23 protein-coding genes are annotated in these 26,816 nt (G+C 72.4%); 14 read left to right on the forward strand and 9 right to left on the reverse strand.

Annotated features, from left to right (window positions below; genetic code table 11):
* Positions 1–13: 13 nt before the first annotated feature.
* From ABZ564_RS01100 to deoC, 3 genes are read right to left on the reverse strand one after another with little or no spacing between them, the layout of a single operon-like run.
* Positions 14–961: an aldehyde dehydrogenase family protein gene (locus tag ABZ564_RS01100; protein WP_360847424.1), complete on the reverse strand. Its 948-nt coding sequence runs from the start codon at positions 959–961 to the stop codon at positions 14–16.
* The gene (locus ABZ564_RS01105; protein ID WP_360847426.1) at positions 951–2,390 is read right to left on the reverse strand and encodes an aldehyde dehydrogenase family protein; all 1,440 of its coding nucleotides are present in this window, start codon (positions 2,388–2,390) and stop codon (positions 951–953) included. Before ABZ564_RS01105 ends, ABZ564_RS01100 begins: the two co-directional genes overlap by 11 nt.
* Before the next feature lie 5 nt (positions 2,391–2,395).
* Positions 2,396–3,343 (reverse strand): deoxyribose-phosphate aldolase, encoded by a 948-nt coding sequence (deoC, locus tag ABZ564_RS01110; RefSeq protein WP_360847670.1) that lies wholly within the window; start codon positions 3,341–3,343, stop codon positions 2,396–2,398.
* Between the two features lie 135 nt (positions 3,344–3,478).
* Between deoC and ABZ564_RS01115 the strand changes: the two genes are divergently transcribed.
* The 11 genes from ABZ564_RS01115 (at position 3,479) to ABZ564_RS01165 (ending at position 16,638) form a co-directional block, all read left to right on the forward strand.
* The gene (locus tag ABZ564_RS01115; RefSeq protein WP_360847429.1) at positions 3,479–4,117 is read left to right on the forward strand and encodes a PH domain-containing protein; all 639 of its coding nucleotides are present in this window, start codon (positions 3,479–3,481) and stop codon (positions 4,115–4,117) included.
* Positions 4,118–4,491: 374 nt separating this feature from the next.
* Positions 4,492–4,782, forward strand: a complete 291-nt coding sequence (locus ABZ564_RS01120; RefSeq protein WP_360847432.1) for a hypothetical protein — start codon at positions 4,492–4,494, stop codon at positions 4,780–4,782.
* A 61-nt stretch (positions 4,783–4,843) separates the two neighbouring features.
* Positions 4,844–5,845, forward strand: coding sequence for a phosphate ABC transporter permease subunit PstC (gene pstC, locus ABZ564_RS01125; RefSeq protein WP_326658411.1), 1,002 nt, complete (start codon positions 4,844–4,846; stop codon positions 5,843–5,845).
* 13 nt (positions 5,846–5,858) lie between these two features.
* Positions 5,859–7,070 (forward strand): phosphate ABC transporter permease PstA, encoded by a 1,212-nt coding sequence (gene pstA, locus ABZ564_RS01130; RefSeq protein WP_360847435.1) that lies wholly within the window; start codon positions 5,859–5,861, stop codon positions 7,068–7,070.
* A gap of 3 nt (positions 7,071–7,073) precedes the next feature.
* On the forward strand, positions 7,074–8,786 hold the full coding sequence (pstS, locus tag ABZ564_RS01135; protein ID WP_360847438.1) for a phosphate ABC transporter substrate-binding protein PstS: 1,713 nt from the start codon (positions 7,074–7,076) through the stop codon (positions 8,784–8,786).
* On the forward strand, positions 8,783–11,230 hold the full coding sequence (locus ABZ564_RS01140; RefSeq protein ID WP_360847441.1) for a hypothetical protein: 2,448 nt from the start codon (positions 8,783–8,785) through the stop codon (positions 11,228–11,230). Before pstS ends, ABZ564_RS01140 begins: the two co-directional genes overlap by 4 nt.
* A 367-nt stretch (positions 11,231–11,597) precedes the next feature.
* Complete coding sequence (locus ABZ564_RS01145) at positions 11,598–12,566, forward strand: substrate-binding domain-containing protein (RefSeq protein ID WP_360847444.1); 969 nt, start codon at positions 11,598–11,600, stop codon at positions 12,564–12,566.
* A 98-nt stretch (positions 12,567–12,664) separates the two neighbouring features.
* On the forward strand, positions 12,665–14,059 hold the full coding sequence (locus ABZ564_RS01150) for an Ig-like domain-containing protein (RefSeq protein WP_360847447.1): 1,395 nt from the start codon (positions 12,665–12,667) through the stop codon (positions 14,057–14,059).
* A 79-nt stretch (positions 14,060–14,138) separates the two neighbouring features.
* Positions 14,139–15,092: a class E sortase gene (locus ABZ564_RS01155; protein WP_360847450.1), complete on the forward strand. Its 954-nt coding sequence runs from the start codon at positions 14,139–14,141 to the stop codon at positions 15,090–15,092.
* A 23-nt stretch (positions 15,093–15,115) separates the two neighbouring features.
* The gene (locus tag ABZ564_RS01160) at positions 15,116–15,943 is read left to right on the forward strand and encodes a phosphate ABC transporter ATP-binding protein (protein ID WP_360847453.1); all 828 of its coding nucleotides are present in this window, start codon (positions 15,116–15,118) and stop codon (positions 15,941–15,943) included.
* The gene (locus ABZ564_RS01165; RefSeq protein ID WP_360847455.1) at positions 15,940–16,638 is read left to right on the forward strand and encodes a hypothetical protein; all 699 of its coding nucleotides are present in this window, start codon (positions 15,940–15,942) and stop codon (positions 16,636–16,638) included. The genes ABZ564_RS01160 and ABZ564_RS01165 overlap by 4 nt, the downstream gene beginning before the upstream one ends.
* Before the next feature lie 69 nt (positions 16,639–16,707).
* Here ABZ564_RS01165 and ABZ564_RS01170 read toward each other — a convergent pair whose 3' ends face one another.
* The 3 genes from ABZ564_RS01170 to ABZ564_RS01180 all read right to left on the reverse strand — a co-directional run bounded on the left by ABZ564_RS01170 (position 16,708) and on the right by ABZ564_RS01180 (position 19,877).
* Entirely contained in the window at positions 16,708–18,354 is a 1,647-nt protein-coding gene (locus ABZ564_RS01170; protein WP_360847458.1) for a phospho-sugar mutase, read from the reverse strand.
* Positions 18,355–18,449: 95 nt separating this feature from the next.
* Positions 18,450–19,274 carry a purine-nucleoside phosphorylase gene (locus ABZ564_RS01175; protein WP_360847461.1) on the reverse strand — a complete coding sequence of 275 codons (825 nt, stop codon included), beginning with the start codon at positions 19,272–19,274 and terminating at the stop codon, positions 18,450–18,452.
* 165 nt (positions 19,275–19,439) lie between these two features.
* On the reverse strand, positions 19,440–19,877 hold the full coding sequence (locus ABZ564_RS01180) for a gamma-glutamylcyclotransferase (protein WP_360847464.1): 438 nt from the start codon (positions 19,875–19,877) through the stop codon (positions 19,440–19,442).
* Positions 19,878–20,148: 271 nt separating this feature from the next.
* On the opposite strand from ABZ564_RS01180, the gene ABZ564_RS01185 reads away from it, so the two are divergent.
* Both ABZ564_RS01185 and ABZ564_RS01190 read left to right on the forward strand, forming a co-directional pair.
* Complete coding sequence (locus tag ABZ564_RS01185) at positions 20,149–21,588, forward strand: NAD(P)H-quinone dehydrogenase (RefSeq protein WP_360847467.1); 1,440 nt, start codon at positions 20,149–20,151, stop codon at positions 21,586–21,588.
* A 210-nt stretch (positions 21,589–21,798) separates the two neighbouring features.
* On the forward strand, positions 21,799–22,755 hold the full coding sequence (locus ABZ564_RS01190; protein WP_360847470.1) for a DeoR/GlpR family DNA-binding transcription regulator: 957 nt from the start codon (positions 21,799–21,801) through the stop codon (positions 22,753–22,755).
* Between the two features lie 29 nt (positions 22,756–22,784).
* On the opposite strand, the gene ABZ564_RS01195 is transcribed toward ABZ564_RS01190, so the two are convergent.
* Both ABZ564_RS01195 and ABZ564_RS01200 read right to left on the reverse strand, forming a co-directional pair.
* Positions 22,785–23,396 (reverse strand): helix-turn-helix domain-containing protein, encoded by a 612-nt coding sequence (locus ABZ564_RS01195; RefSeq protein ID WP_360847473.1) that lies wholly within the window; start codon positions 23,394–23,396, stop codon positions 22,785–22,787.
* Positions 23,397–23,539: 143 nt separating this feature from the next.
* Positions 23,540–25,294 carry a biotin carboxylase N-terminal domain-containing protein gene (locus ABZ564_RS01200; RefSeq protein ID WP_360847476.1) on the reverse strand — a complete coding sequence of 585 codons (1,755 nt, stop codon included), beginning with the start codon at positions 25,292–25,294 and terminating at the stop codon, positions 23,540–23,542.
* A 372-nt stretch (positions 25,295–25,666) separates the two neighbouring features.
* Here ABZ564_RS01200 and ABZ564_RS01205 point away from each other — a divergent pair, with 372 nt between their 5' ends.
* Complete coding sequence (locus ABZ564_RS01205; RefSeq protein ID WP_360847479.1) at positions 25,667–26,137, forward strand: hypothetical protein; 471 nt, start codon at positions 25,667–25,669, stop codon at positions 26,135–26,137.
* Between the two features lie 7 nt (positions 26,138–26,144).
* Here the strand turns inward: ABZ564_RS01205 and ABZ564_RS01210 are convergent, their stop codons facing one another.
* Complete coding sequence (locus ABZ564_RS01210; RefSeq protein WP_360847482.1) at positions 26,145–26,753, reverse strand: nucleoside triphosphate pyrophosphatase; 609 nt, start codon at positions 26,751–26,753, stop codon at positions 26,145–26,147.
* Between the last annotated feature and the right edge of the window lie 63 nt (positions 26,754–26,816).

Consider the following 26,816-nt stretch of genomic DNA (forward strand, 5'->3'; position numbering starts at 1 on the left):
TCGCCGTGTGCGGTCAGTACGAGGAGCCCGACGCGCCCAGCGCGCCCGTCGGGTGCCAGACCGTCTTGGTCTCCAGGAACGCCGTCAGGCGGTGCGTACCCGGGTCGGCGGTCCAGTCCCCGCCGTCCACAGGCTGTGGATGAGCAGCGCCTTGCGCTTCCTTCTCGGGGTGGTGGCGGGAGACGGGTGGGCGGGATACGCGCTTCAGGTTGTCCGCCGCCGCGATCTCCAGCTCCTTCGCCAGAGCCGCGTCCGCGCCCGTGAGGTCGATGCCGTTCACGTCCTGGTGGGCGGCGAGCGGCGCGGCGATCTCCGCGGTCCTCCCCGACAGGATGTTGACCACACCGCCCGGCAGGTCCGAGGTGGCCAGCACCTCACCCAGCGACAGCGCGGGCAGCGGGGACTTCGCGGAGGCCACCACGACCACGGTGTTGCCGGCGGCGATCACCGGGGCCACCACCGAGACCAGGCCCAGGAACGACGACTCCTGCGGAGCGAGGACCGTGACCACCCCGGTCGGCTCGGGCGTCGAGAGGTTGAAGAACGGGCCCGCGACCGGGTTCGCGCCGCCCACGACCTGGGCGATCTTGTCCGTCCAGCCCGCGTACCAGACCCAGCGGTCCACCGCCGCGTCCACGACGGCCGCCGCCTTCGACTTCGACAGCCCCTCGGCCTCCGCGACCTCGCGCACGAACTGCTCGCGGCGGCCCTCCAGCATCTCCGCGACGCGGTAGAGGACCTGCCCCCGGTTGTACGCGGTCGCGCCCGACCAGCCGCCGAACGCCTTGCGGGCGGCCACGACCGCGTCGCGCGCGTCCTTGCGGGAGGACTGGGGCGCGTTCGCCAGCCACTTGCCCTTCGAGTCCGTCACCTCGTACACCCGGCCGCTCTCGGAGCGGGGGAACTTGCCCCCGACGTACAGCTTGTAGGTCTTGAAGACGCTCAGACGGTTATCGGACATCGAGGTACGCCTCCAGGCCGTGACGGCCGCCTTCGCGGCCGAAGCCCGACTCCTTGTAACCGCCGAACGGCGAGGTCGGGTCGAACTTGTTGAACGTGTTGGCCCAGACGACGCCCGCCCGGAGCTTGTTCGCCACCGCGAGGATGCGCGAGCCCTTCTCCGTCCAGATGCCGGCCGACAGGCCGTACTGGCTGTTGTTGGCCTTGGCGACGGCCTCGTCCGGGGTGCGGAACGACAGCACCGAGAGCACCGGGCCGAAGATCTCGTCGCGAGCGATCGTGTGCGCCTGGGTGACGTTCGTGAACAGTGTCGGGGCGAACCAGTATCCCGACGAGGGCAGTTCGCAGGGGGCCGACCACCGGTCCGCGCCCTCCGCCTCGCCGGTCTCCACGAGTGCGGTGATCCGGGCCAGCTGCTCCGCGGAGTTGATCGCCCCGATGTCGGTGTTCTTGTCCAGCGGGTCGCCGAGGCGCAGGGTGGACAGCCGGCGCTTCAGGGCGTCCAGCACCTCGTCCTGGACGGACTCCTGGACCAGGAGGCGGGAGCCCGCGCAGCACACCTGGCCCTGGTTGAAGAAGATGCCGGTGACGATGCCCTCGACGGCCTGGTCGATCGGGGCGTCGTCGAAGACGATGTTGGCGCCCTTGCCGCCCAGTTCGAGCGTGACCTTCTTGTCCGTCCCCGCGACCTGGCGGGCGATGGCCTTGCCGACGGCGGTCGAGCCGGTGAAGGCGACCTTGTCGACGCCGGGGTGCGAGACGAGGGCCTCACCCGCGTCGCCGTACCCCGTCAGGATGTTGACGACACCCTTGGGCAGGCCCGCCCGGCGGCAGATGTCCGCGAAGAACAGCGCGGACAGGGGCGTCGTCTCGGCGGGCTTCAGGACCACCGTGTTGCCCGTGGCGAGCGCCGGGGCGATCTTCCACGCGAGCATCAGGAGCGGGAAGTTCCACGGGATGACCTGGCCGGCCACGCCCAGCGGGCGCGGATTCGGTCCGTAGCCCGCGTGGTCCAGCTTGTCGGCCCAGCCCGCGTAGTAGAAGAAGTGCGCGGCGACCAGCGGGAGGTCCGCGTCGCGGGTCTCCCTGATCGGCTTGCCGTTGTCCAGGGTCTCCAGGACGGCCAGCTCGCGGCTGCGCTCCTGGATGATCCGGGCGATCCGGAACAGGTACTTGGCGCGCTCGGAGCCGGGCAGCGCCGACCACTTCTCGAACGCGCGGCGGGCCGCCTTCACGGCCCGGTCCACGTCGTCGGCACCGGCCCGCGCGACCTCGGACAGCACCTCCTCGCTGCTCGGCGAGACCGTCTTGAAGACCCTGCCGTCGGCCGCGTCGGTGAACTCACCGTCGATGAACAGGCCGTACGAAGGGGCGATGTCGACGACGGAACGGGACTCCGGCGCCGGTGCGTACTCGAATGCGGATGCCATGGGTATCAGTCCACCGTCACGTAATCGGGGCCGGAGTAACGGCCGGTGCTGAGCTTCTGGCGCTGCATCAGCAGGTCGTTCAGCAGGCTGGAGGCACCGAAGCGGAACCAGTGGTTGTCCAGCCAGTCCTCGCCCGCCGTCTCGTTGACCAGGACGAGGAACTTGATCGCGTCCTTGGAGGTGCGGATGCCGCCGGCCGGCTTCACGCCGACCTGGACACCGGTCTGCGCGCGGAAGTCGCGCACCGCCTCCAGCATCAGCAGGGTGTTGGCGGGCGTGGCGTTCACCGCCACCTTGCCGGTCGAGGTCTTGATGAAGTCCGCGCCCGCCAGCATTCCGAGCCAGGAGGCCCGCCGGATGTTGTCGTACGTGGACAGCTCGCCGGTCTCGAAGATCACCTTGAGCCGGGCGGACCCGCACTCCGCCTTCACGGCGAGGATCTCCTCGTACACCTTCAGATACCGGCCGGCCAGGAACGCGCCCCGGTCGATCACCATGTCGATCTCGTCGGCACCGGCCGCCACGGCGTCCCGGACGTCCGCGATCTTCACGTCCAGCGCGGCGCGCCCGGCCGGGAAGGCCGTCGCGACGGAGGCCACCTTCACGCCGGAGCCGGCCAGGGCGGCGGCCGCGGTGGCCGCCATGTCGGGGTAGACGCAGACCGCGGCGGTGCGCGGGGTCGTGCGGTCGGTGGGGTCGGGGTTGACGGCCTTGGCGGCGAGCGCCCGGACCTTGCCGGGGGTGTCCGCGCCTTCCAGCGTCGTCAGGTCGATCATCGAGATCGCGAGGTCGATGGCGTACGCCTTGGCCGTCGTCTTGACCGACCTGGTTCCGAGGGCGGCGGCGCGCGCTTCGAGGCCGACCGCGTCGACGCCGGGCAGCCCGTGCAGGAAGCGGCGCAGCGCACGGTCGGACGCGGTCGCGTCGGCGAATGCGGAGAGGGTGGTGGGCATGGTCACCACATGAGCATATCTACGCGCGTAGCGGCCTGTACAGGGGGTCGGGTCGTCGGGGGACCCTCGGGCCCGCCGCCGCTGCGGGGTCGGCCGCCACCCCGCCCCCCGGGCGCGTCAGGCACAATCGGGCTCATGACGAGCCCCGCGCCTGCCGACGAACCCACCTACGCCGACCGGACCTTCCGGTCGCCCGCCGGGCTGGCCGGGGGTGCCCTGCTGCTCCTGCTCGTCTGCCTGATCGGCGGCGAGGCCCTCGTCCGGGGCGACGGCCGGACCCCGTGGATGGCGCTCGCCGGGCTGCTGACCGTCGTGCCGCTGATCGTCGCCTTCACGCTCCGCCCGGTGGTGGCCGTCAACGACCGGCGCATCCGCATCCGCAACCCGTTCCGCACGATCACGCTGCCGTGGAGCGACGTCGCCGATGTGCGGGCCGGGTATTCGAGCGAGCTGTTCACCCACGACGGCACGAAGTACCAGCTCTGGTCCGTGCCCGTGTCGCTGCGGCAGCGCAAGAAGGCCGCCCGCCAGCAGTCCAGGCAGGCGATGGACGACCCCTACCGCCGTACGTCCACGAGCGCCGACGTACGCGACACCAAGGCCCGCACGGCGGTCGCCGACCAGGCCGTGGCGGACCTGCGCGAGCTGTCCGAGCGCGCGGGCGGGAAGCCCCTGGCCGACGCGCCCGTCGCGTCCGTGCGCTGGGCGTACGAGGTGATCGCGCCGGCCGCCGTGGGTGCCGTGCTGCTCGTGGTGCTGCTCCTCGTCGGCTGACAGCCGCCGCGCGAACCGCTGACGCGTCCCCGGCCGGGTGGAGTTCCGGCCGGGGACGTCCGCGTGTCCGCCGGGGGCCCGGGCGGGTGGCGTGCCGGCCGGGGGCGTCCGCGTGTCCGCCGGGCGGGCGGAGTACTGGCCGGGGGTGTCCGTATGTATGCCGGGCGGCCTACGGGCAACTTCCTTGTGAAAGCCGACCGGTTCGCCTGTTTCCGGGCCCGGCGGCCACCCCCGTCTCCATACATTGCGCCTGCCGCCCCGGCGTCCGACCGGGCGGCGGGGGGTGGGACCGGATGACGGACGACGGGAGAACCGAGGCGATCGGGGCGCGGTGCCGGATCGATGTCGCGGCGGACGGAGGATACGCGTGGCGGATGGTCGCGCAGAACGGCCGCGTCGTCGCCGTGTCCGCCGGCTCGCACGCCGAGTACGGCGCCTGCCTGGCCGACTTCGGTGACATGTGCGCCCGCGCCGGCGAGCTGACGGGCGGGGTGCAGCACACTGCCGGGGGCAACGGCTGGATATGGGTGCTGCGCGACCCCGGCGGGCGGACCGCCGTCGTCTCGGCGCGCGCCTATGAGCGGCACTCGACCTGCCGGGCCGCGTACGACCGATTCCGCGCGCTGCTCGGCGAGTTGGGGGGCGTCACCGGAAGTTGCCCGTAGGGCACGCCTCATTCACATTTCAGTGCGCACATGTCAATGACGCCGGGCGAGCGTCGACCGCGTGACAAGAGATACGAGTGGGACCGAGGCCGAGGTGCCCCGGCGGCTGTACGCGGATCCGGGGCTGCCCGACCGGGTCTTCCGCGGAGTGGCCCGCAGCGGTGGCGGCCTGGTGCTCGCGGTGATGCTGCTGGTCGGCGGGTTCCTGCTGTACCGGGCCTGGCAGGCACTGTCCCGGGCGGGCTGGTCGTTCCTGACGACCGAGACCTGGGAGCCGGACGCCGGCCGCTTCGGGATCGCCGCGGTACTGGTCGGGACGGTACTGATCGCGCTGGTCGCGATCGCCGTCGCCGTACCGCTGGCGGTCGGCGGGGCGCTGTACATCTCCGAGTACGCACCGCCCCGGCTGCGCCGCACGCTGATCAGCGTCGTCGACCTGATGGCCGCCGTGCCGTCCGTTGTCTACGGACTGTGGGGGCTCTTCTTCTTCGAGGGGAAGATCCTGCCCACGGCCCGCTGGATCGCCACCTACCTGGACTGGATCCCGTTCTTCCACGTGAAGGGCGCAGACCCGTCCGACCCGCTCGCGCCGGAGACCGTCTACACCTCGTCGACCTTCGTCGCCGGTGTCGTCGTGGCGCTGATGGTCGCGCCGATCGCCTGCTCGGTCATGCGCGAGGTGTTCTCGCAGGCCCCCGTCGGCGAGCGCGAGGGCGCGTTCGCGCTGGGCGCGACCCGCTGGGGCATGATCCGCAGCGTCGTCCTGCCGTTCGGCAAGGGCGGCATGATCGGCGGCACCATGCTCGGGCTCGGCCGGGCGCTCGGCGAGACGATCGGCGTCTACCTGATCATCTCGCCGGTCTTCGAGATCCAGTGGCACGTGCTGCAGAGCGGGACCAGCTCCGTCGCCGCGCTGATCGCCCTGCGCTACGGCGAGGCCAGCGAGTTCGGCATGTCGGCCCTGATGGCCGCGGGACTCGCGCTCTTCCTGATGACCCTCGTCGTCAACTTCGCCGCGTCGTCGATCGTCGCCCGCAGCCGTTCCGGCGCGGCGAGTGAATAGGGGCTCCGACCACATGACCCTCGCACCCGAGAAGCCCGCCGCGACCGCGGAGCGGCCGAGCCCCGTGGGGGAGCGGCGCCGCTCCCTGCACCTGCTGCGCGCCACCGACGTGTACGCGCTGCTGGGCGCCGCGGCCGCCTCCCTGTCCCTCACGGGCCTGCTCTTCACCCGGCTGCTGCCGTTCAGCGGAACCGTCGGCTTCCTGGTCGTCGCGTACGCCCTGTTCCTCGCCCTGTACGGGTTCCTCGTCTCGTTCGACGAGGACGGTCCCGCCGTGCGCGACCGGCTGGCGGCCGTCGTCGTGCAGAGCCTCGGCCTCGTCATGGTCGTCGCGCTCGGCTTCGTCATCGTGTTCACGCTGTGGGAGGGCCGCAAGGCGCTGCCGCATCTGAACTTCTTCACCGAGGACATGTCGAAGGCCGGCCCGCTCGACCCGCTCTCGGCCGGCGGCATCCTGCACGCCATCCTCGGCACGCTGGAGCAGATCACCATCGCGCTGGCCCTGACCGTGCCGAGCGGCATGGTCTGCGCGGTCTTCCTCAACGAGGTCCCGGGCCGCTTCGCCCGCTTCGTGCGCACGGTCGTCGAGGCGATGACCGCGCTGCCGTCCGTCGTCGCGGGCCTGTTCATCTACGCGACGGTGATCCTCGCGCTCGGCTTCGACCGCTCCGGGCTCGCGGCCGCCCTCGCGCTCGCCGTGATGATGCTGCCGATCATCATCAGGGCCGCGGACGTGGTGATCCGGCTGGTCCCGGGGACCCTGCGGGAGGCCTCGTACGCGCTGGGCACGTCACGCTGGCGCACCGTCTGGCACGTCGTGCTGCCCACCGTCAGGTCCGGGCTGACGACCTCCGTCATCCTCGGCACCGCCCGCGGCGTCGGCGAGACCTCACCCGTGCTGCTCACCGCCGGATTCACCGCGGAGATCAACGGAGACCCGTTCTCCGGGCCGCAGGTCTCCCTGCCGCTCGCCACCTTCGAGTTCGTCAAGTCCCCCGAACCCACGATGATCGCCCGCGGTTTCGGCACGGCGGCCGTCCTGATGGGCCTCGTGCTCGTGCTGTTCGTCATCGCGCGCGTCATCGGCGGCCGCGGGCCCGGACAGCTGACCCGACGCCAGGAGCACCGCCGGGTGCAGGCGTCGCGGCGGGACGCGGAGCGGTTCGCGGCCCGCTCCCCGCAGCCTTCGCCCACGGAAACACCCCTGCATACGAGGAGTGAGTGACCAGTGAGACCGGCAACCGTCTCCCGACTGACCCTGGCGGTGGCGGCACTGGTGTGCGCGCTGCTCGCCCTGCACCCGACGGCCGCACAGGCGGCCACGTACACGAAGATCAGCGGCGCCGGCTCCACCTGGAGCTCCAACGCCCTCGACCAGTGGCGCCGCAACGTGTCCGCCAACAGCGGCATGACCGTCAACTACGCGGCGGTCGGCTCCTCGGTCGGCCGGGAACAGTTCAAGAACGGCACCGCGGACTTCGCCGTCTCCGAGATCCCCTACGGGCTCACCGAGGCCGGCATGCGCGACGCCCCGCCGAAGCGGGGATACGCGTACATGCCGATCGTCGCCGGTGGCACGGCGTTCATGTACAACCTGAAGATCGGTGGCAAGAAGGTCACCAATCTGCGGCTCTCCGGCGAGGTCATCACCAAGATCTTCACCGGGACCCTGACGATGTGGAACGCCCCGGAGATCCGGGCGGACAACCCGGGCCTCACCCTCCCCGCCCGCCGCATCATCCCCGTCGTGCGGTCCGACGGATCCGGCACGACCGCCCAGCTGACCACCTGGCTGGCCAAGGAGCACACCGGCCTGTGGGACGCCTACTGCAAGCGCGCCGGGCGCTCCGTCCCCTGCGGGATGACGTCGTACTACCCGGTCGTGCCCGGTTCCTCGACCATCGCCAAGTCCGGCTCGCTGGGCGTCTCGGGATACACGAAGCAGGGCCACGCCGAGGGGGCCATCACCTACGTCGAGTACTCCTACGCGATCAAGACCGGGTTCCCGGTGGCCAAGATGCTCAACTCCTCGGGCTACTACGTCGAGCCGACCGCCTCCAGCGTCGCCGTGGCGCTGATGAAGGCCCGGATCAACGAGGACAGGAATTCGGACAACTACCTCACCCAGATCCTCGACGGCGTCTACCGGTCCGCCGACCGGCGCACGTACCCGCTGTCCAGCTACAGCTACATGATCGTGCCCACCGAGGCGGAGTCCCCCTTCACCACCGCGAAGGGCAAGACGCTCGGCACGTTCGCCAACTACTTCCTCTGCGAGGGCCAGCAGCAGGCCGAGGAGCTCGGCTACTCGCCGCTGCCCAAGAACCTCGTCCAGGCGGGGTTCAGCCAGGTGCGCCGGATCCCCGGCGCACCCGCGTCGAGCGTCGACATCACCAAGTGCCGCAACCCCACGTTCTCCTCCGACGGCTCCAACACCCTGGCCAAGAACGCCCCCTATCCCCAGGCCTGTGACAAGCGCGGCGCCACGCAGTGCGCCGACGGCACAGCGGGTGCCAAGCAGCAGACGCGGGTCAACTCCGGTGCGAACGGCGGCGCTTCGGGCGGCGGCTCCACCGGCGGCGGCAGCTCCGGCGGCGGCTCCACCGGCGGCGGCTCCGGCGGTGGTACGGGCGGCTCCGCCGCCGGGGGAGCGGCGGGCGGTTCCGCCGCACCCGACGCGGCCGCCGCCTCCGGCGGGGCGGCGGGCGGCTCGGCCGGCGGCGCCGTCGACCCCGACACCGGCGAGGTGATCGGCACCGACGAGACGGGTGACGCCTCCGTCGTCGGCAACCCGCTCACCCTCGCGTCCGACGACTCGCCCGGCCTGCGCGGGGCCCTGATGGCGCTCTCGGCGGTGCTGCTCCTCGGCGTGGTCGTCGGCCCACCGCTCGCCGCACGGGCCCTCTCCGCCCGCAACCGACGCAAGGAAGGCCTCCGATGAACCGCAGACGCGTCACGGCCGGCATCGTCGCCCTGCTCGCCGCCCTGGTGGTGGCGCTCCTTCCGCTGCCCCCTCTCGCCCAGCCCGCGCGTGCCGCGACGGGCTCGGCGGTGACGGTGACCGGCAAGAAGGGCGAGTTCAACGACTTCTCCGGACTGAAAGTGACGGTGGACCAGACGAAGGACCTGCGGGCCCAGGGGGTACGGGTCAGCTGGACCGGAGGGAGGCCGACGCAGACCGGCTTCAGGGGCGACTACCTCCAGCTCATGCAGTGCTGGGGGGACGCGTCGGCCGGCCCCACCCGCGAGCAGTGCCAGTTCGGTGCGGCGCAGAGTCCGAGCGCCTCCTCCGGCTTCACGAACCTGCGCCAACTCTCGGTCGCCGATCCTGCCGAGACGCAGTACGTCGACAACGGCGACTTCGAGTCCTACGTGCCGTTCCGCCCCGCGGACGGCAGCAAGCCGACCACCGGATCGAAGGACTGGACCTACTTCAGCTCCCTGGACACCAACGAGGAGCCGTACGCCGTCACCCACGAGGACGGCACCGGAGAGTTCACCTTCGCGCTCCAGACCCGGCAGGAGGCGTCGCAGCTCGGCTGCGGGGAGCCGGTGACGAAGAACGGCAAGGTCACCGGACGGTCCTGCTGGCTGGTGATCGTGCCGCGCGGCAGCACGGACGTCGACGGCGTGCCCAGTACGACGACGGAGCTGCGGTCCTCCCCGCTGAGCGCCTCCAACTGGGCGACCCGCATGGTGGTCCCGCTGGACTTCCTCCCGGTCGGCAACACCTGCCCGGCCGACAGGGCCGAGCGACGGGTGATCGGATCGGAGCTGATCACCGACGCCATGAGCTCCTGGCAGCCCGTGGTCTGCTCGGCGGCCGGCGGCGCGAAGTTCGCCTTCACCCAGGGCGGTGAGGCCTACGCCCGGGAAACGATCGCCCAGCCGCGCACCGGAGCGCCCGGACTGGCGTTCACCGTCGCACCGGCCGAGAGCGGGGGAACGGCGGGGACTCCCGTGCACGCTCCGCTGGCAGCCGGAGGGCTCACCGTCGGCTTCTTCGTCGAGATGCCGGACAGCGGGCAGCTCGCCACCATGAAACTCACCCCCCGCCTCCTCGCGAAAATGCTCACGTCCTCCTACCAGAAGGATGTGACCCGAGCCCGGAAGACGATTCCCGAACACATAGCGAACAATCCGCTCAGTCTTTTCCACGACCCGGAATTCCAGCAGCTGAACCCCTTGTTCGCGAACTGGAAGGAAACGTCGGCCGCGCCCATGAGCCTCATGGTGCAGCTGGAGAGTTCCGACACCTCCGCAATGGTCTGGGAATGGCTCAGATCGGACAGTGAGGCCAGAGGATTCCTGGCCGGCACTCCCGATCCATGGGGCGCGAAGATCAATCCGTACTTCGGGGAGCTGGGTCTCGCCACGGACAGCACCGTGTCCGACTTCCCCAAGGCGGACCCGACCCGCACGTCACTGACGATCGGGACGGAGGAACTGGAGTACGGGACCACGGAGGTCGCGCCGTACGTCCAGGACATGCACGAGGGCGCCCTGCGCACCCGGCGTGGCAACAACGGGGCCACGACGACCGCCGCCCTGGGCGGCAACGGCACCCCGGCCAAGATCGTGAACACCCCGCCCCTGGCCGGTCAGCGGATGGTCCTCGCGATCGTCGACCTCGCCTCCGCCGCGCGCTACGGACTGCAGACGGCGGCCCTGCGCAACGCCGACGGCCACTTCGTGACGCCCACGACCCCAGCCGTGCTCGCGGGCGTCGCGGCGATGAAGGACTCCGCCGTGCCGGGCGTCCTCGCCCCGGCACCCGGTGCCGCGAAGGGGGCGGCCTACCCGCTCGCCACGGTCGCCTACGCGGCCGCCTACCCGACCCTCCCGGCGGCCGACCGCAAGGACTACGCCGGGCTCATCCGCTACGCGGCCGGCGCCGGCCAGACCCCGGGCCTGTCGCCCGGCCAGCTCCCACCGGGCTACGCCCCGCTGCCCGCCGCCCTCCGCGCCCAGGCACTCGCCGCCGCGGACCGGCTGCAGAACGCGAAGGCCGCGGACGGGGGGCCGGACGCCGGCGGATCGCCGGGGGCCGGAAGCACCGGAAGCACCGGAAGCACCGGAAGCTCCGCGGGTGCCCCGGGCGGCGGATCCGGCGGAACGGGCGGCGGCTCGGGCGGCAGCGGCGGCGCCGGGGGCGCGAGCGGGGGAGAGGCGGGCCCCGGGGCGGCCGACACACCGGTCAAGGCGGCCGGCCCCGGCGACCCCAAGCAGCAGAACGTCGCCCAGTCCGGCGGACTCACCCCCTCCACCGTCCTCGGAATCATCCGCTGGGTCCTGCTCGGCGTGCTGGTCACGGGCGGCGCGGCCGCGCTTTCCGGACCGGTCCTGCTGCGCCTTTCGGTACGGAAATCCGTCCGGGCCGGCTGAGACCGACCGGCAATTGGAGGGCGGCGTCGCGGGGCTGGGCGCGCCCATCTGCGGCGTTGTCGTCAATCACCATGGCTCCGCCATGCCTCAATCCTCCGCCTTGCAGCTGCACGCACCCAGCCCCGCTCCTTCACCCACCCCCCAATTTCCGGTCGGTCCAAGTTCTCCTGGAGTCACCTCGTACAGGAATCCGTAACCTGATCAACCGTCGCCGTTGGTGGCCGCCGATACCCGGATACGGAAAAGTAATCGGTGGCCGGTCGACGGGTCGGCGGCAAAAGGATTCGGAATTCTGCAGACAGTCGAATCCTGCTTGAGCGTCCATTCCTTCCATTCCTCATATCCGTAAGCACGGAGGAGAACAGAAGTGAACGTCAAGTCCCGCGCACGCATCGGTGCCGTTGTCGGCGCCGCAGCCCTCGCCCTCGGCGCCATGGCCGTCCCCGCCTCGGCGGACCCGGCCACCGGTGACTACCGGGTCCTCGCCGGCGTCGGCTCCGACACCACGCAGGACGTCGTGAACGGCCTGGGCACCGCGATCGACAGCGGTGATCTGATCGCCTCGTACAACGTGCTCGGATCGGCGACGATCAAGACCCGCGCCACCGGTTGCGCGATCGCCCGGCCCAACGGCTCCTCGGCCGGCATCAACGCGCTGCGCAACGCCGTCGACAACAACACCGGATGTCTGGACTTCGCCCGCTCCTCGCGCGGCGTCGCGAACACCTCGTCGAACGACCTCACCTGGATCCCGTTCGGCAAGGACGCGGTCACCTTCGCGGTCCGCTCCGACAGCGCCCTGCCCCAGGCGCTCACGACGGCGCAGCTGGTCTCGATCTACACCTGCGACACGACCACCCTCAACGGCGTGGCGCTCACCCCGCTGCTGCCCCAGTCCGGCTCCGGCACCCGGTCCTTCTTCCTGGCCCAGCTCGGCCTCACCGAGGACACGTTCGGCCCGTGTGTCGACGACACCGTCCAGGAGCACAACGGCGAGGCGCTGGACAGTGCCGGTGACATCGCCCCGTACTCCGTGGCGCAGTACATCGCCCAGGGCAACGAGATCGACGGCGTCGTCGACCGTCGCGGCGATGCCGTGCTCGGTTCGGTCAACGGGGTCGCCCCCCAGCTGACCAATGGCACGCTCAACACCGCCTTCCCCTTCAACCGTGACGTCTACAACGTCGTCCCGACCGCCAAGCTCGGCGACGCGACGATCGCCGCCGCGTTCGTCGGCTCCACCTCCAAGGTCTGCGCGCAGACCGCGGTGATCAACACCTACGGCTTCGGCACCCTCACCAACTGCGGCGCCACCAGCCTCAAGGGTGAGAGCTGACCACCACCCCGTAACCGCGCAACGGCCGGGCACCCCACGGGTGCCCGGCCCCGCGGCGTATCCGCCACCACCGCATCCCATGGGGAGGACCGATCACCATGAGGCACCTCGCACCACCGCGAACAGCCGCGGCCCTGCTGCTGTGCTGCTCGCTCCTGCTCGCCGCCGCGGCGGCCGTCCTCGGGCTCGCACCGTCCGCCCACGCCGAGGACTCGCTGGGGAAGCTGACCTTCCCCGTCACTTCCGGTAAGACCGCCGACAATCCCGGCTTCCCCGAGGTGACGACGGACGGCCCCTGCCCGTCCACCAACGCCCAGCAGGTGTCCCTCGTCGTGGCCAATCCCAACGGCGGCACGATCACGCTGGGCAAGACGACGGTCGGCGCACCCTTTGACCAGGGGCCATTCACCGCCGGCATCCTCGCCGGCAAGTCGCTGGAGTCCGTGCTGAGAGGCTGGACGCCGACCGGATCACTGGACGGCACGTACGACATCCGGCTCATGTGCCGCACCGCCGCCAACGTGGGCGGGAAGTACTTCGCCGCGAAGGTCAAGGTCACCGGTGACTCCTGGGCCCTGGAGGCACCCGTCGCCGCCGCGACCACCACCGCCCTCACCGCCGCCCCGGCCACCACCGCGCCCGCCGGCGCCGAGGTCACCCTGACCGCCGCCGTCACGCCCGCCGCCGCGGCCGGCAAGGTCACCTTCCTGGACGGGGCCACCGCGCTCGGCACCGTCGACGCCGCCTCCGGCACCGCCGTGCTCAAGACGACCGCGCTCGCCCAGGGCGCGCACACCCTGACCGCGTCCTTCGCCCCGGCCGACACCGCCGTGTACGCCGCATCGGTCTCCACGGCCGCCGCGTACACCGTCACCGCGCCCGGCTCCTCGCCCTCCCCGGACCCGAGCGACACCGGCAGCCCCACGCCGACCGTGTCCGCCGACCTCGACGCCACCGACGAGGACGGCACCGCCCTGGACGTCAACCCGACGCTCACCGCGGGCCAGAAGGTCCTCCTCACCGCGCGCGGCTACACCAAGGACGCCAAGGTGAAGGTCGCCCTCGCCGACAGCGAGGCCACCTTCCCCGACGCCACCGCCGACGCGCGGGGGACCGTCACCGCGTACGCGTTCACCGTCCCGGCCGACAGCGAGGACGGCTCGTACACGCTCTCCCTCACCGAGGACAAGGCCGATGGCCACAGCGTCGAGTTCCCCTACAGCATCGGGGACGCCCCGGGCCCGGACCCCGACCCGAGCGACTCCGCCACCGCCGACGACGGCGGTACGACGGACGAGGCGGACGGCGGCGACTTTGGTGCGGCCGGCACGGGCGGCGGCGACGGCTCCACGGGCGGCGGCGAGGCCGCCACCGGGCCGCTCGCCTCCACCGGCACCAGCGCCCTCGCGCTCGGCGCCGCCGCCCTCGCGCTCTGCGGGCTCGGTACGGCGTTCGTGATGTACGCCCGCCGCAAGGGCCTGCTCCAGTTCTGAAACCCCGGGGGGAGGGGCACCGCCCCGCCCCCCGAGCCCCGTCCGACCCCGTGCCCGCCCTGCGAGGAGCGCCTTCGCCGTGACCACCGTGCTGACCCCGCCGCCCCCACCGGTGACCCCCGCACCACCCCCGCCGACACCTCCCACGCCGGGACCCGACACCCCGTCCGGCCCCTCCGCGCCACCCGCCCGCCCCGGTCTCGCCCTGACCGGAGCGGTGTTGTGCGTTCTCGCCGCCGTGCTCCTCGGCTTCGCCGCCAACCTCACGGTCGTCGGCCACCTCCAGCACGCCCGTGACCAGCAGACCGGCTACGACGAACTGCGCAGGCAACTCGCCCTCGGCACCGCCCCGGTCGGCCAGCGCACCTTCGACGACAAGCCCCTCGCGATGGGCGCGCCCGTCGCCCTGCTGCGCATCCCCACGCTCGGCCTGCGCGAGGTCGTCGGCGAGGGCACCACCTCCGGTGTCCTGATGTCCGGGCCCGGCCACCGACGCGACACCCCGCTGCCCGGCCAGGCCGGCACCAGCGTCGTCATGGGCCGGCAGTGGGGGTACGGCAGCCCCTTCCACGCCCTCGACAAGCTTCCCGCCGGGGCGAGGATCGAGGTGACGACCGGGCAGGGCAAGGCCGTGTACCGCGTGCTGGGCGTCCGGCGTTCGGGCGACAAGCTCCTCGGGCCCGCCGGGACCGGGGGCCGGCTCACCCTGATGACCGCGTCCGGCAGCCCGTACACCCCGGCCGGCGTGCTGTACGTCGACGCCGAGCTCACCACTCCCGTGCAGCCCAGCCCGCCCCGCCACCTCCGCCTCGGCTGGACCGGGCCCGCCGAGGCGGCCCTCGGCGGCGAGAGCGGCGCCTGGCTCGCGGTCTTCCTCTGGTCGCAGGCGCTCCTGATCGCCGCGTTGCTCGCCGTCTGGCTGCACCGGGTCTGGGGCACCTGGCAGACCTGGATCACCGCAGGCCCCGTACTGGCCGCACTCGGCCTCGCCGTCTCCGGCGCCGCCACCCGCCTCCTTCCCAACCTGCTGTGAAGAAAAAGGAGTTGACGACCGTCATGACCGCCGACACGATCCAGCAGCCCGCAGTGGCCCGTACCGTCACAGCCGCCCCCGCCACGCTCGAAGCCGAGGCCGTCTCCGCCTGGTTCGGTGACCACAAGGTCCTGGACCGGGTCTCGCTCGCCATGCCCGCCCGCGAGGTGACCGCCCTCATCGGCCCGTCCGGCTGCGGCAAGTCGACATTCCTGCGCATCCTCAACCGCATGCACGAACTGATCGGCTCCGCCTCCCTGGCGGGCCGGGTGCTGCTCGACGGCGACGACATCTACGACCGGGGCCGCCGCATCACCCGGGCCCGCCGCGAGATCGGCATGGTCTTCCAGAAGCCCAACCCGTTCCCCGCCATGTCCCTGTACGACAACGTCCTCGCCGGCCTGAAACTCAACGGCATCAAGGCCGCGAAGGGAGGCCGGGACGACCTCGTCGAGGAGTGCCTGACCAAGGCGGGGCTGTGGCGCGAGGTCAAGGACCGGCTCCGCCAGCCCGGCGGCGCGCTCTCCGGTGGCCAGCAGCAACGCCTGTGCATCGCACGGTCGTTGGCGGTACGGCCCCGGGTGCTGCTGATGGACGAACCCTGCTCGGCCCTCGACCCGACGTCCACCCGCCGCATCGAGGAGACCATCGCCGACCTCAAGGAGGAGGTGACCATCGTCATCGTCACGCACAACATGCAGCAGGCGGCCCGCGTCTCCGACCACTGCGCGTTCTTCCTCGCCGCACAGGGCACCCCGGGTGTCATCGTCGAACACGGCCCGACCGACGACATGTTCCACCGCCCGCAGGACGACCGGACCGCCGACTACGTGAACGGCCGCTTCGGATGACCCGACGCGGGCCGGGTGCGCTCGCGCTGCTGTGCACGGCCCTGCTGGCGGGGTGCGGGGCGGGGCCCGCGGTCCGGGAGACGCCGGCGGCCGTACGGGCGCCGGTTCCCGCGCCGCTGTCCCCGGCGCAGGAGGAGTCCGTGTCCGCGAGCCCGTCTACGGCCCCCGTGCCCCGGCCGTCCACGCCCGTTCCCGTACGGGCGACGCCTCCCGCGCCGCCTCGCGCCTCCGCCGTACCGGGCCCCGACCTCTCCCGCCGCACGCCGGCCGCCACTTCGGCCCCGACCCCGTCACGCCCCGCCGCGACCGGCGCCACGCCCGCCCGCGCACCGGGGACCGTGCTGCGGATCGGGGACTGGTCGGTCCGGATCGTGCGCGGCGGCCAGGAGGAGATCGACGCGTGCCGGGAGGCGGTGCAGTGGTCAGGGCCCGACTTCGGCCGCGAGGACGGGTACAGGATGCGGACGGCCGTGGTCGTCGGCCACGACTACTGCGGCTTCAGCCGGTTCGCGACGCTGCCCGTCGGCACCCGGGTCACCGTGGAGACGCCGCGCGAGACCCTGACCTACCGGGTGTACGCCCGCCACCTCACGCCTGGTCGCGGCGCTCCCGCGCACGGGCTGTTCTGGGGCGACCTGACGCTCCAGTCCTGCGTGGGCCCGGACACCGGCTTCACGTACCTGATGCGTACGTAGACGCGTCCTGACGCGAACGCGACGCGTACGCGAGGGGGGGCGTGAGCCGGTGTGCGGGGCACCGGACCGTCAGATCCCGGCAGCGGCTGCCAGGTCCCGCTTGATGCCGGCCAGCAGCTCCGCGCTCGTCGCACGGGCCGCGGGCAGCTCGTCGGCGGAGCCGACCGGGACCACGACCTCCAGGTAGCACTTCAGCTTCGGCTCGGTGCCGCTCGGGCGGACGATCACCCGGGCGCCGTCGAGGTGGTAGCGCAGCCCGTCGGTCGGCGGCAGCCGGTCCGTGCCGCGCGACAGGTCCTCGGCGGTGGCGACGGGCAGCCCCGCGAGGGCCGCCGGCGGCTGTTCGCGCAGGCGGCGCATGGCGTCCGCGATGACGGACAGGTCCTCCACCCGGACCGACAGCTGGTCGGTCGCGTGCAGCCCGTGCTCCAGGGCGAGGTCGTCCAGCAGGTCAAGGAGCGTACGGCCCCGCTCCTTGAGCACGGAGGCGAGCTCGGCGACGAGCAGCGCGGCCGTGATGCCGTCCTTGTCGCGGACGCCCTCCGGGTCGACGCAGTAGCCGAGCGCCTCCTCGTAGCCGTACCGCAGCCCCTCGACCCGGGCGATCCACTTGAAGCCCGTCAGGGTCTCCTCGTACCCCAGGCCCGCCTTCTCGGCGATCCGGCCCAGCAGCGAGGACGAGACGATCGACTCCGCGAACACGCCGGTGGCGCCCCGGCGCACCAGGTGGGCGGCGAGCAGCGCGCCGACCTCGTCGCCCCGCAGCATCCGCCAGCCGCCGTCCGCCGCGGGGTCCGGGACGGCGACGGCACAGCGGTCGGCGTCCGGGTCGTTGGCGATGACGATGTCGGGGTTCGCCCGGCGCGCGGTGGTGAACGCGAGGTCCATCGCACCGGGCTCCTCAGGGTTGGGGAAGGCCACGGTGGGGAACGCGGGGTCCGGCTCGGCCTGCTCCGCGACGAGCACCGGGGCGGGGAAGCCGGCGCGGTCGAAGGCGGCGGTGAGCACGGAGGCGCCGACCCCGTGCATCGCCGTGTAGACGACGCGGGCGGTCCGCGGCGAACCGGCGTCGAGCACGGCGTCGGCACGCGCCAGATAGGCGTCCAGGACCTCGTCGCCCAGGGTCTCCCAGCCGTCGGCGGGGCGGGGCACGGTCGCCAGCGGGCCGACCGCGGCGATGGCGGCGGCGATCTCGCCGTCGGCCGGCGGCACGATCTGCGAGCCGTCGCCGAGGTAGACCTTGTAGCCGTTGTCGCGGGGCGGGTTGTGGCTGGCGGTCACCTCGACGCCGGCGACGGCACCCAGGTGCCTTATGGCGTACGCGAGCACCGGGGTGGGCAGCGGGCGGGGGAGCACCGCCGCCCGCAGCCCGGCGCCGGTCATCACGGCGGCGGTGTCCCGGGCGAAGTCGGCGGACTTGTAGCGGGCGTCGTAGCCGATGACGACGAGACCGCCGGCCTGCCCCTGGTCCTTCAGGTACGCGGCGAGGCCGGCGGCCGCGCGGATGACCACGGCGCGGTTCATGCGCATGGGGCCGGCGCCGAGCTCGCCCCTCAGCCCGGCGGTGCCGAACTGGAGCGTTCCCGCGAAGCGGGCGGTGAGCTCGTCGGTGTCCCCGGCGCCGATGAGCGCGGCGAGCTCGTCGCGGGTGTCGGGGTCGGGGTCCTCGGCGAGCCAGGCGCCGGCGCGGGCGAGGAGGTCCTGGGACGTCGTCACGGTGTCCGCCTTTCGGGGGTGGGTGCCGGGGGCGGGATCAAGCCCCTCCGGCGATCGAGGAGCGGGGGTACGGGGGCGGCGCCCCCGTGGGAACCTCAGATGCGGTCCAGTACCCGCGCCAGCAGGGACCCCATCCGCGCGGCGGAATCGCGGCCCGCCTGCAGGACCTCCTCATGGTTCAGCGGCTCACCGCTCAGACCCGCCGCCAGGTTCGTCACCAGGGAGAGGCCCAGCACCTCCGCCCCCGCCTCGCGGGCCGCGATGGCCTCCAGGACCGTGGACATGCCGACGAGGTCGCCGCCCATCACGCGGACCATGCCGATCTCGGCCGGCGTCTCGTAGTGCGGGCCGGGGAACTGCACGTACACGCCCTCTTCGAGCGTCTCGTCGACCTCCTTGCACAGGGCCCGCAGCCGCGGCGAGTACAGGTCCGTCAGGTCGACGAAGTTCGCGCCGACGATCGGGGACGCCGCCGTGAGGTTGATGTGGTCGCTGATCAGGACCGGCTGGCCGGGGCGCATGCCCTCGCGCAGGCCGCCGCAGCCGTTCGTCAGGACCACGGTCCGGCAGCCCGCGGCCACAGCGGTCCGCACCCCGTGCGCGACGGCGGCGACGCCGCGGCCCTCGTAGAAGTGGGTGCGGCCCAGGAACACCAGGGCCCGCTTGCCGCCGATGAGGTGCGAGCGGACCGTGCCGCCGTGGCCCTCGACGGCGGGCGCCGGGAAGCCGGGCAGGGCGGTCACCGGGAACTCGGCCTCCGGAACGCCGAGCGCGGCCGCGGCGGGCGCCCAGCCGGAGCCCATCACGAGGGCGACGTCGTGGGTCTCGGCACCGGTCAGCTCGCGCAGGCGGGCGGCGGCGTCGGCGGCGGCGGCGTACGGGTCGCCCTGGATGTGGTCCGGAATAACTGATGCGTTCACGCGGATGAGCGTAACCGCTGATTCCCTACGCGCGTAGATGCTCCCGTACAGAGTCTCGCCGCGTCCGTTCGTGTGTTTCCACAGTCGGGCGCCGGAACGCTGCCGGGAGGGCCGTGAAAGGGCAGGCGGGGCGGGGGCGTGGGGCGGCCGCGGCCGTCCGCGCGCTCAGCAGGGGCGCTTGCGGAGTTCCATCGCGTAATCGTGCGGGGCGCCCGCCGACTCCGCCGCGTCCGCGATCTCGCCCAGGTACCGGGCGGACGGCAGCCCGCCCTCGTAACCGTTCAGCACATAGATCCAGGCAGGCTCCTCGCCGTCCAGGGTGTGCACCCGGATGCGCATGCGGCGGTAGATGTCGAGGCCGACGCCCTCCCAGCGGTCCATGGAGTCCTCGTCCATGGGGGCCAGGTCGTACAGGGCCACGAACACCTGCGAGCGGGGCGCCTCCACCACGGTGGCCAGCGCTCCCTCCCAGCCCATCTGCTCCCCGCCGAAGGTCAGCCGCCAGCCGTTCAGCCAGCCGGTGCCGCGCAGCGGTGAGTGCGGGGCGCGGCGCGTCATCAGCCGCGCGTCGAGGTTGCCGGCGTACGCGGCGTAGAGCGACATGTGATCGAGGGTACGGGAGGTGGCGGCGGGAGCGGCGGTTCCTGGACGGAAGGCCACGCGAGAGGGGGAGCCAGGGGTGGGGCCCAGGGGCGGATCCACCGGCCGCATCCGTGCGCCGCGTGCCCCGGCGCACGGATGGAGGGCCCCGGGGAGAAGCACCTTGGCGCGTGCGGGACAATGAAGTACGTACTGCATTCCCCCGGGGCGATCCCCCGGACCCCGGCCGGGACAGCAGACGGCCGTGGGACGAGAAACGCGAGGCGGACTTTTCGTGACCCGGATCGTGATCATCGGCGGCGGACCCGGCGGGTACGAGGCGGCCCTGGTGGGCGCCCAGCTCGGCGCGGAGGTGACCGTCGTCGACTGTGACGGCCTCGGCGGCGCGTCCGTCCTCACCGACTGCGTGCCCTCGAAGACCCTGATCGCGACGGCCGAGGTGATGACCACCTTCGACTCCTCGTACGAGGAGCTGGGCATCATCGTCGCGGACGACACCCCGCACATGGAGCAGGCCGCACGGGTGGTCGGTGTCGATCTGGGGAAGGTCAACCGGCGCGTGAAGCGCCTGGCGCTCGCCCAGTCCCACGACATCACCGCGTCCGTCACCCGCGCCGGCGCCCGCGTGATGCGCGGGCGCGGCCGTCTGGAGGGCCTTCAGGCCGCCGACGGCTCCCGCCAGGTCGTCGTCACGGCGGCCGACGGTACGGAGGAGACGCTCACCGCGGACGCCGTGCTCATCGCGACCGGCGGCCACCCCCGGGAGATCCCCGACGCGCAGCCCGACGGCGAGCGCATCCTGAACTGGACCCAGGTCTACGACCTCGACGAGCTGCCGCAGGAACTCATCGTCGTCGGTTCGGGCGTCACCGGCGCCGAGTTCGCCGGCGCCTACCAGGCCCTCGGCTCGCGCGTCACCCTGGTCTCGTCCCGCGACCGGGTGCTGCCCGGCGAGGACCCCGACGCCGCCGCCGTCCTGGAGGACGTCTTCCGGCGGCGCGGCATGAACGTCATGGCCCGCTCCCGCGCGCAGTCCGCCAAGCGCGTCGGTGACCGGGTCGAGGTGACCCTCGCGGACGGCCGGGTCATCTCCGGCACGCACTGCCTGATGGCCGTCGGCGCCATCCCGAACACCGCGGGCATGGGCCTGGAGGAGGCCGGCGTCCAGCTCAAGGACTCCGGGCACATCCGGACCGACAAGGTCTCCCGCACCAGCGCCCCCGGCGTCTACGCGGCCGGGGACGTCACCGGCATCTTCGCGCTCGCCTCGGTCGCCGCCATGCAGGGCCGGATCGCGATGTACCACTTCCTCGGCGACGCGGTGGCCCCGCTGAACCTGAAGACCGTCTCCTCGAACGTCTTCACCGACCCGGAGATCGCCACCGTCGGCTACAGCCAGGCGGACGTCGACGCGGGCAGGATCGAGGCGCTGGTCGTCAAGCTGCCGCTGCTGCGCAACCCGCGCGCCAAGATGCAGGGCATCCGGGACGGCTTCGTCAAGATCTTCTGCCGCCCGGGCACCGGCATCGTGGTCGGCGGCTGCGTCGTCGCCCCCCGGGCGAGCGAGCTGATCCACCCCATCTCGATCGCGGTCGACAACAATCTGACGGTCGAACAGATCGCAAACGCCTTCACCGTGTATCCGTCCCTGTCGGGATCGATCGCCGAAGTGGCCCGCCAGTTGCACAGCCGTAAGCGCACGGGCGAGGCGTAACGGCCCGGCGAATGCCGGGCCCGGAGCGGTCTTGGGCCCGGCATTCCCCGGCAACTCCCGCCAAGTCGGGCGGCCTCACGGACGCCGTCCGATCAGGAGGCGACAACAAGGCGGCCGCCTATACCACTTGGCGACCGTCTGTATGTACAACTTCTGCTATTCGGCGCAAACAGCTGAAAACTCTCGCGCGGTCACGTTACTGTCAGTTTCGTGTTCGCTGCAGAACGTCGTCAGTTGATCCTCGAAATGGTGCGCGCCAACGGGGCGGTATCGCTCCGTGAGCTCGCCCGCGTCGTCCAGACCTCCGAAGTGACCGTACGGCGGGACGTGCGGGCGCTGGAGGCAGAAGGACTCCTCGACCGCCGGCACGGCGGTGCGGTCTTGCCGGGCGGTTTTACGCGGGAGTCCGGCTTTCCGCAGAAATCCCATCTCGCCACCGCGGAGAAGACGGCCATCGCCGACCTGGCCGCCGGCCTCGTCGAAGAGGGCGAGGCCATCGTGGTCGGCGCCGGTACGACCACGCAGGAGCTGGCCCGCCGGCTCGCGCGCGTCCCCGGCCTGACCGTCGTCACCAACTCGCTGCTCGTCGCCCAGGCGCTGGCCCATGCCAACCGGGTGGAGGTGGTGATGACCGGGGGCACCCTGCGCGGGTCCAACTACGCCCTCGTGGGCAGTGGGGCCGAGCAGTCCCTCCAGGGGCTGCGGGTCTCGCGCGCCTTCCTGTCCGGGAGCGGGCTCACCGCCGAGCGCGGGCTCTCCACGTCCAACATGCTCTCCGCGAGCGTGGACCGGGCGCTGGTGCAGGCCGCGGCGGAGGTGGTGGTCCTCGCGGACCACACGAAGCTCGGCTCCGACACGATGTTCCAGACCGTGCCGACCGATCTCATCACCCACCTGGTGACGGACGAGCCCGCCGCGCACGACGACCGGGCGGCGGCGGAGTTGCAGGCGCTGGCGGACCAGGGCGTGCGGATCGCTGTCGCGGGCGGCACGGCCTCGTCGGCCGCGGGCGACTCCGGGGCCGCGGGACGGACCACCCGGCGCGAGATGCCGTTGCCCGGGCAGCGGCGTACGCAGGGGCAGCCGTTGCGGGGGGTGTCGGGGCTCGGCGAGACGGGGGCCGGCGACCGGGAGCGGGCGCGGGTGGCGGATCTGCGGCGCCGGTAGCACGGGGGCTCCGCCCCGGCCCCCGCTCCTCAATCGCCGGAGGAGCTTGATCCGCCGGGACCCGAGCTCAGCCCCCGTAGCGTCAGCGCCAGCAGGCGGTCCGCCAGTTCCGGGTCGTCCGGGGACTGCTCCGCGGCCAGGGCGATCGCGTTCGTGAGCTGCATCAGGTCGTCGATGGAGACGTCGGCCCGGACCGCGCCGGACGACTGGGCCCGCGCCAGGAGAACCGCACCCGCCTCGCGCAGCGGAGTGTTGCACCGCGCCAGGGCCGAACTCTCGTCGCGGCACGTCGACATGAGCGCCTGGGCCAGCCCGCGGTACTCACCCGCATGAGTGACGATCGCACCCAGCCACTCCACCAGGGCGGCACACGGCCGCTCCGCCCCGGCCAGTTCGCGGGAACGGGTGATCAGGGAGGTCACCGCCTCCTGGAAGACCGCGCTCATCAGCGCGTGCCGGGTCGGGAAGTGGCGGTACAGCGTGCCGATGCCCACCCCCGCACGCCGTGCGACGTCCTCCAGGGACGCGTCGGTGCCGTGTTCCGCGAAGGCGGTACGGGCCTGGGCCAGCAGCCGGCCGTAGTTGCGGCGCGCGTCGGCACGCATGGGCCGGGCCGGCGTCCCCGCCGTGCTCATCGCCATCGTGCGGTCCCTCCTGTCTCCCCGGTCTCCAGGATGCCATTGCCGGACCGGCGGGCGGCCCCCGAATGCGCCGGTGCCCCGGTCACGTCCGACGACATGACCGGGGCACCGGCGGGGAGGAGCGGCACGGGACGGGCCCCGTGTCAGTCCTTGATCTCGCAGATGACGGCACCGGAGGAGACCGAGCCACCGACCTCGGCGGCCAGGCCCTTGACCGTGCCGGAGCGGTGCGCGTTCAGCGGCTGCTCCATCTTCATGGCCTCCAGGACGACGATCAGGTCGCCCTCCTTGACCTCCTGGCCCTCCTCCACGGCGATCTTCACGATCGTGCCCTGCATCGGGGAGGCGAGGGTGTCGCCGGAGACGGCGGAGCCGGACTTCTTCGCCGCGCGGCGCTTGGGCCTGGCGCCCGCCGCGAGACCGGTACGGGCCAGGCTCATGCCGAGCGAGGAGGGCAGCGAGACCTCCAGGCGCTTGCCGCCGACCTCGACGACCACCGTCTCGCGGCCGGCCTCCTCGTCGGCCTCCGTCTCGGCGGGAGCGGCGAACGGCTTGATCTCGTTGACGAACTCGGTCTCGATCCAGCGGGTGTGGACGCGGAACGGGTCGGCGGTGAACGCCGGGTCCGCCACGACCGCACGGTGGAACGGGATGGCGGTGGCCATGCCCTCGACGTGGAACTCCGCCAGGGCGCGGGCCGCACGCTGGAGCGCCTGTGCGCGCGTCGCACCGGTCACGATCAGCTTCGCCAGCAGCGAGTCCCAGGCGGGGCCGATCACGGAGCCGGACTCCACGCCCGCGTCCAGGCGGACGCCCGGGCCGGTCGGCGGGTCGAACCTGGTGACGGTGCCGGGCGCCGGCAGGAAGCCGCGGCCCGGGTCCTCGCCGTTGATCCGGAACTCGAACGAGTGACCGCGCGAGGCGGGGTCGTCGTATCCCAGCTCCTCGCCGTCGGCGATGCGGAACATCTCGCGGACGAGGTCGATGCCGGAGACCTCCTCGGTCACCGGGTGCTCCACCTGGAGGCGCGTGTTGACCTCCAGGAAGGAGATCGTGCCGTCCAGGCCGACCAGGAACTCGACCGTGCCGGCGCCGACGTAGCCGGCCTCCTTCAGGATCGCCTTGGACGCCGCGTACAGCTCGGCGTTCTGCTCGTCGGACAGGAAGGGGGCCGGGGCCTCCTCCACGAGCTTCTGGTGGCGGCGCTGCAGCGAGCAGTCACGGGTCGAGACGACGACCACGTTGCCGTGGGTGTCGGCCAGGCACTGGGTCTCCACGTGCCGCGGCTTGTCGAGGTAGCGCTCGACGAAGCACTCCCCGCGCCCGAACGCCGCGACGGCCTCGCGGACCGCGGAGTCGTACAGCTCCGGGATCTCCTCCAGCGTGCGGGCGACCTTCAGGCCGCGGCCGCCGCCGCCGAAGGCGGCCTTGATGGCGATCGGCAGACCGTGCTGCTCGGCGAAGGCGACGACCTCGTCGGAGCCGGAGACCGGGTCCGGGGTGCCCGCGACGAGCGGGGCACCGGCGCGCTGGGCGATGTGGCGGGCGGCGACCTTGTCACCGAGGTCCCGGATCGCCTGCGGCGGCGGGCCGATCCACGTGAGACCCGCGTCCAGAACGGCCTGGGCGAACTCGGCGTTCTCCGAGAGGAAGCCGTAACCCGGGTGGATCGCGTCCGCCCCGGAGTCCTTGGCAGCCTGGAGCACCTTGGCGATGTCCAGGTAACTGGCCGCCGGGGTGTCACCGCCCAGAGCGAATGCCTCGTCGGCCACACGGACGTGCAGAGCGTCACGGTCCGGGTCGGCGTAGACGGCCACGCTCCCGATACCCGCGTCCCGGCAGGCCCGAGCAACACGGACAGCGATTTCGCCACGGTTGGCGATGAGCACCTTGCGCACGATGGCTCCCTCCTTGAAACAAGCTGAGTTTAGGGACAACCGACACGGTCCTACGACCCGTCCCCAATGGTGAGCTTGCCCACACGGAGTGTGATTCGAGGTGTGCTCGAGTCGCGAAATCCCTTGTGCCACCACGGTACGCCGGGTTCTGAAACCGCACAGTAGCGACCATGTGTGGTCCAGGTCTCTATCGGCACGGGCAGCGACTTACGGTAATTCTTTGTGGAGTTCCCACTAAGGGGTGGGCAATTCTTTGCCCGACCCACGAAAGCCCGGCCGGCTAGGGGTGCGCCGGGGTTCTCCCCGGCTCTTGTCGTGACCATTACTGGTTAGTAGGGTCCGCGCTATCGCACGTACTGCTGGTAACAGGGGGTGAGCGTCGTGGCGCGCAGGCTGGTGGCCTTCATGGCCGCGCTCGTGCTGGCCGTGGAAGCCGTGGGCGTCGTGATCATCAACGTCGTCCTGGGCACGGTCGTGAAGAACCAGGACATGTCCCTGGCCGGTACGGACCCCGAGGTGATGTCCAAGGGCACCTGGGTGCTCGGCGGCGTCTTCGGCCTGTTCCTGCTCCTGTGCGCCGTGCTCCTCGCCCTGACGGGCGCCCGCGACCGGGCGCCGGGGCGCGTGGCGCGGGCCGCGCTGATCTGCTGCGCGGTCGTCCACGGCGTCCTCGGCGCGCTGACGGTCGGACTCGTCGGCTGGGCGGCGTTCGGGTGGATGACGGCGGTGCTCGGCCTGATCGTGCTCACCCTGGTGGCGTACGGCCCCCAGGGCGCCGGACCGGCCTCGGAGCAGCAGGCCGGCCCCGAGCCCGAGCAGCCGGCCGCTCCCGCCCCGGCGTGACGGCCGCTCAGACCCAGAGGTCGGTGACCGAGATCCCCAGCTCGCCCAGCAGGCGGCGCAGCAGCGGCAGCGACAGGCCGATGACGTTGCCCGGGTCGCCCTCGATGGAGTCCACGAACGGTGCCGAGCGCCCGTCGAGGGTGAAGGCCCCCGCCACGTGCAGCGGTTCGCCCGAGGCCACGTAGGCGGCGATCTCGGCGTCCGACGGCTCACCGAAGCGGACGGTCGTGGACGCCGTCCGCGAGACCGTCCGGCCGGTCGCGGTGTCCGTCAGGCAGTGCCCGGTCCGCAGCACCCCGGTCCGGCCGCGCATCGACTTCCAGCGGGCGGTGGCCTCCTCGGCGTCGGCCGGCTTGCCGAGCGCCTCGCCGTCGAGTTCGAGTACCGAGTCGCAGCCGATGACCAGGGCGCCGGCGGCCTCCGGCAGCGCGGCGACGACGGCCGCCTTCGCCTCGGCGAGCACGAGGGCGAGTTCGGCGGGGGTGGGGGCGCTGAGGGCGTCCTCGTCGACGCCGCTGACGATCACCTCCGGCGCGAGGCCCGCTTGGCGCAGAAGGCCCAGGCGGGCGGGGGAGGCGGAGGCGAGGACGAGGCGTTGGGCGGTCATGACCGCCATGGTACGGACGCGGGGCGGGTGGGGGTCCGTGGCGGGGGCGCCGCCCCCGGACCCCGCTCCTCA

The organism is Streptomyces sp. NPDC019224, assembly GCF_040632605.1.
GTDB lineage: Bacteria > Actinomycetota > Actinomycetes > Streptomycetales > Streptomycetaceae > Streptomyces.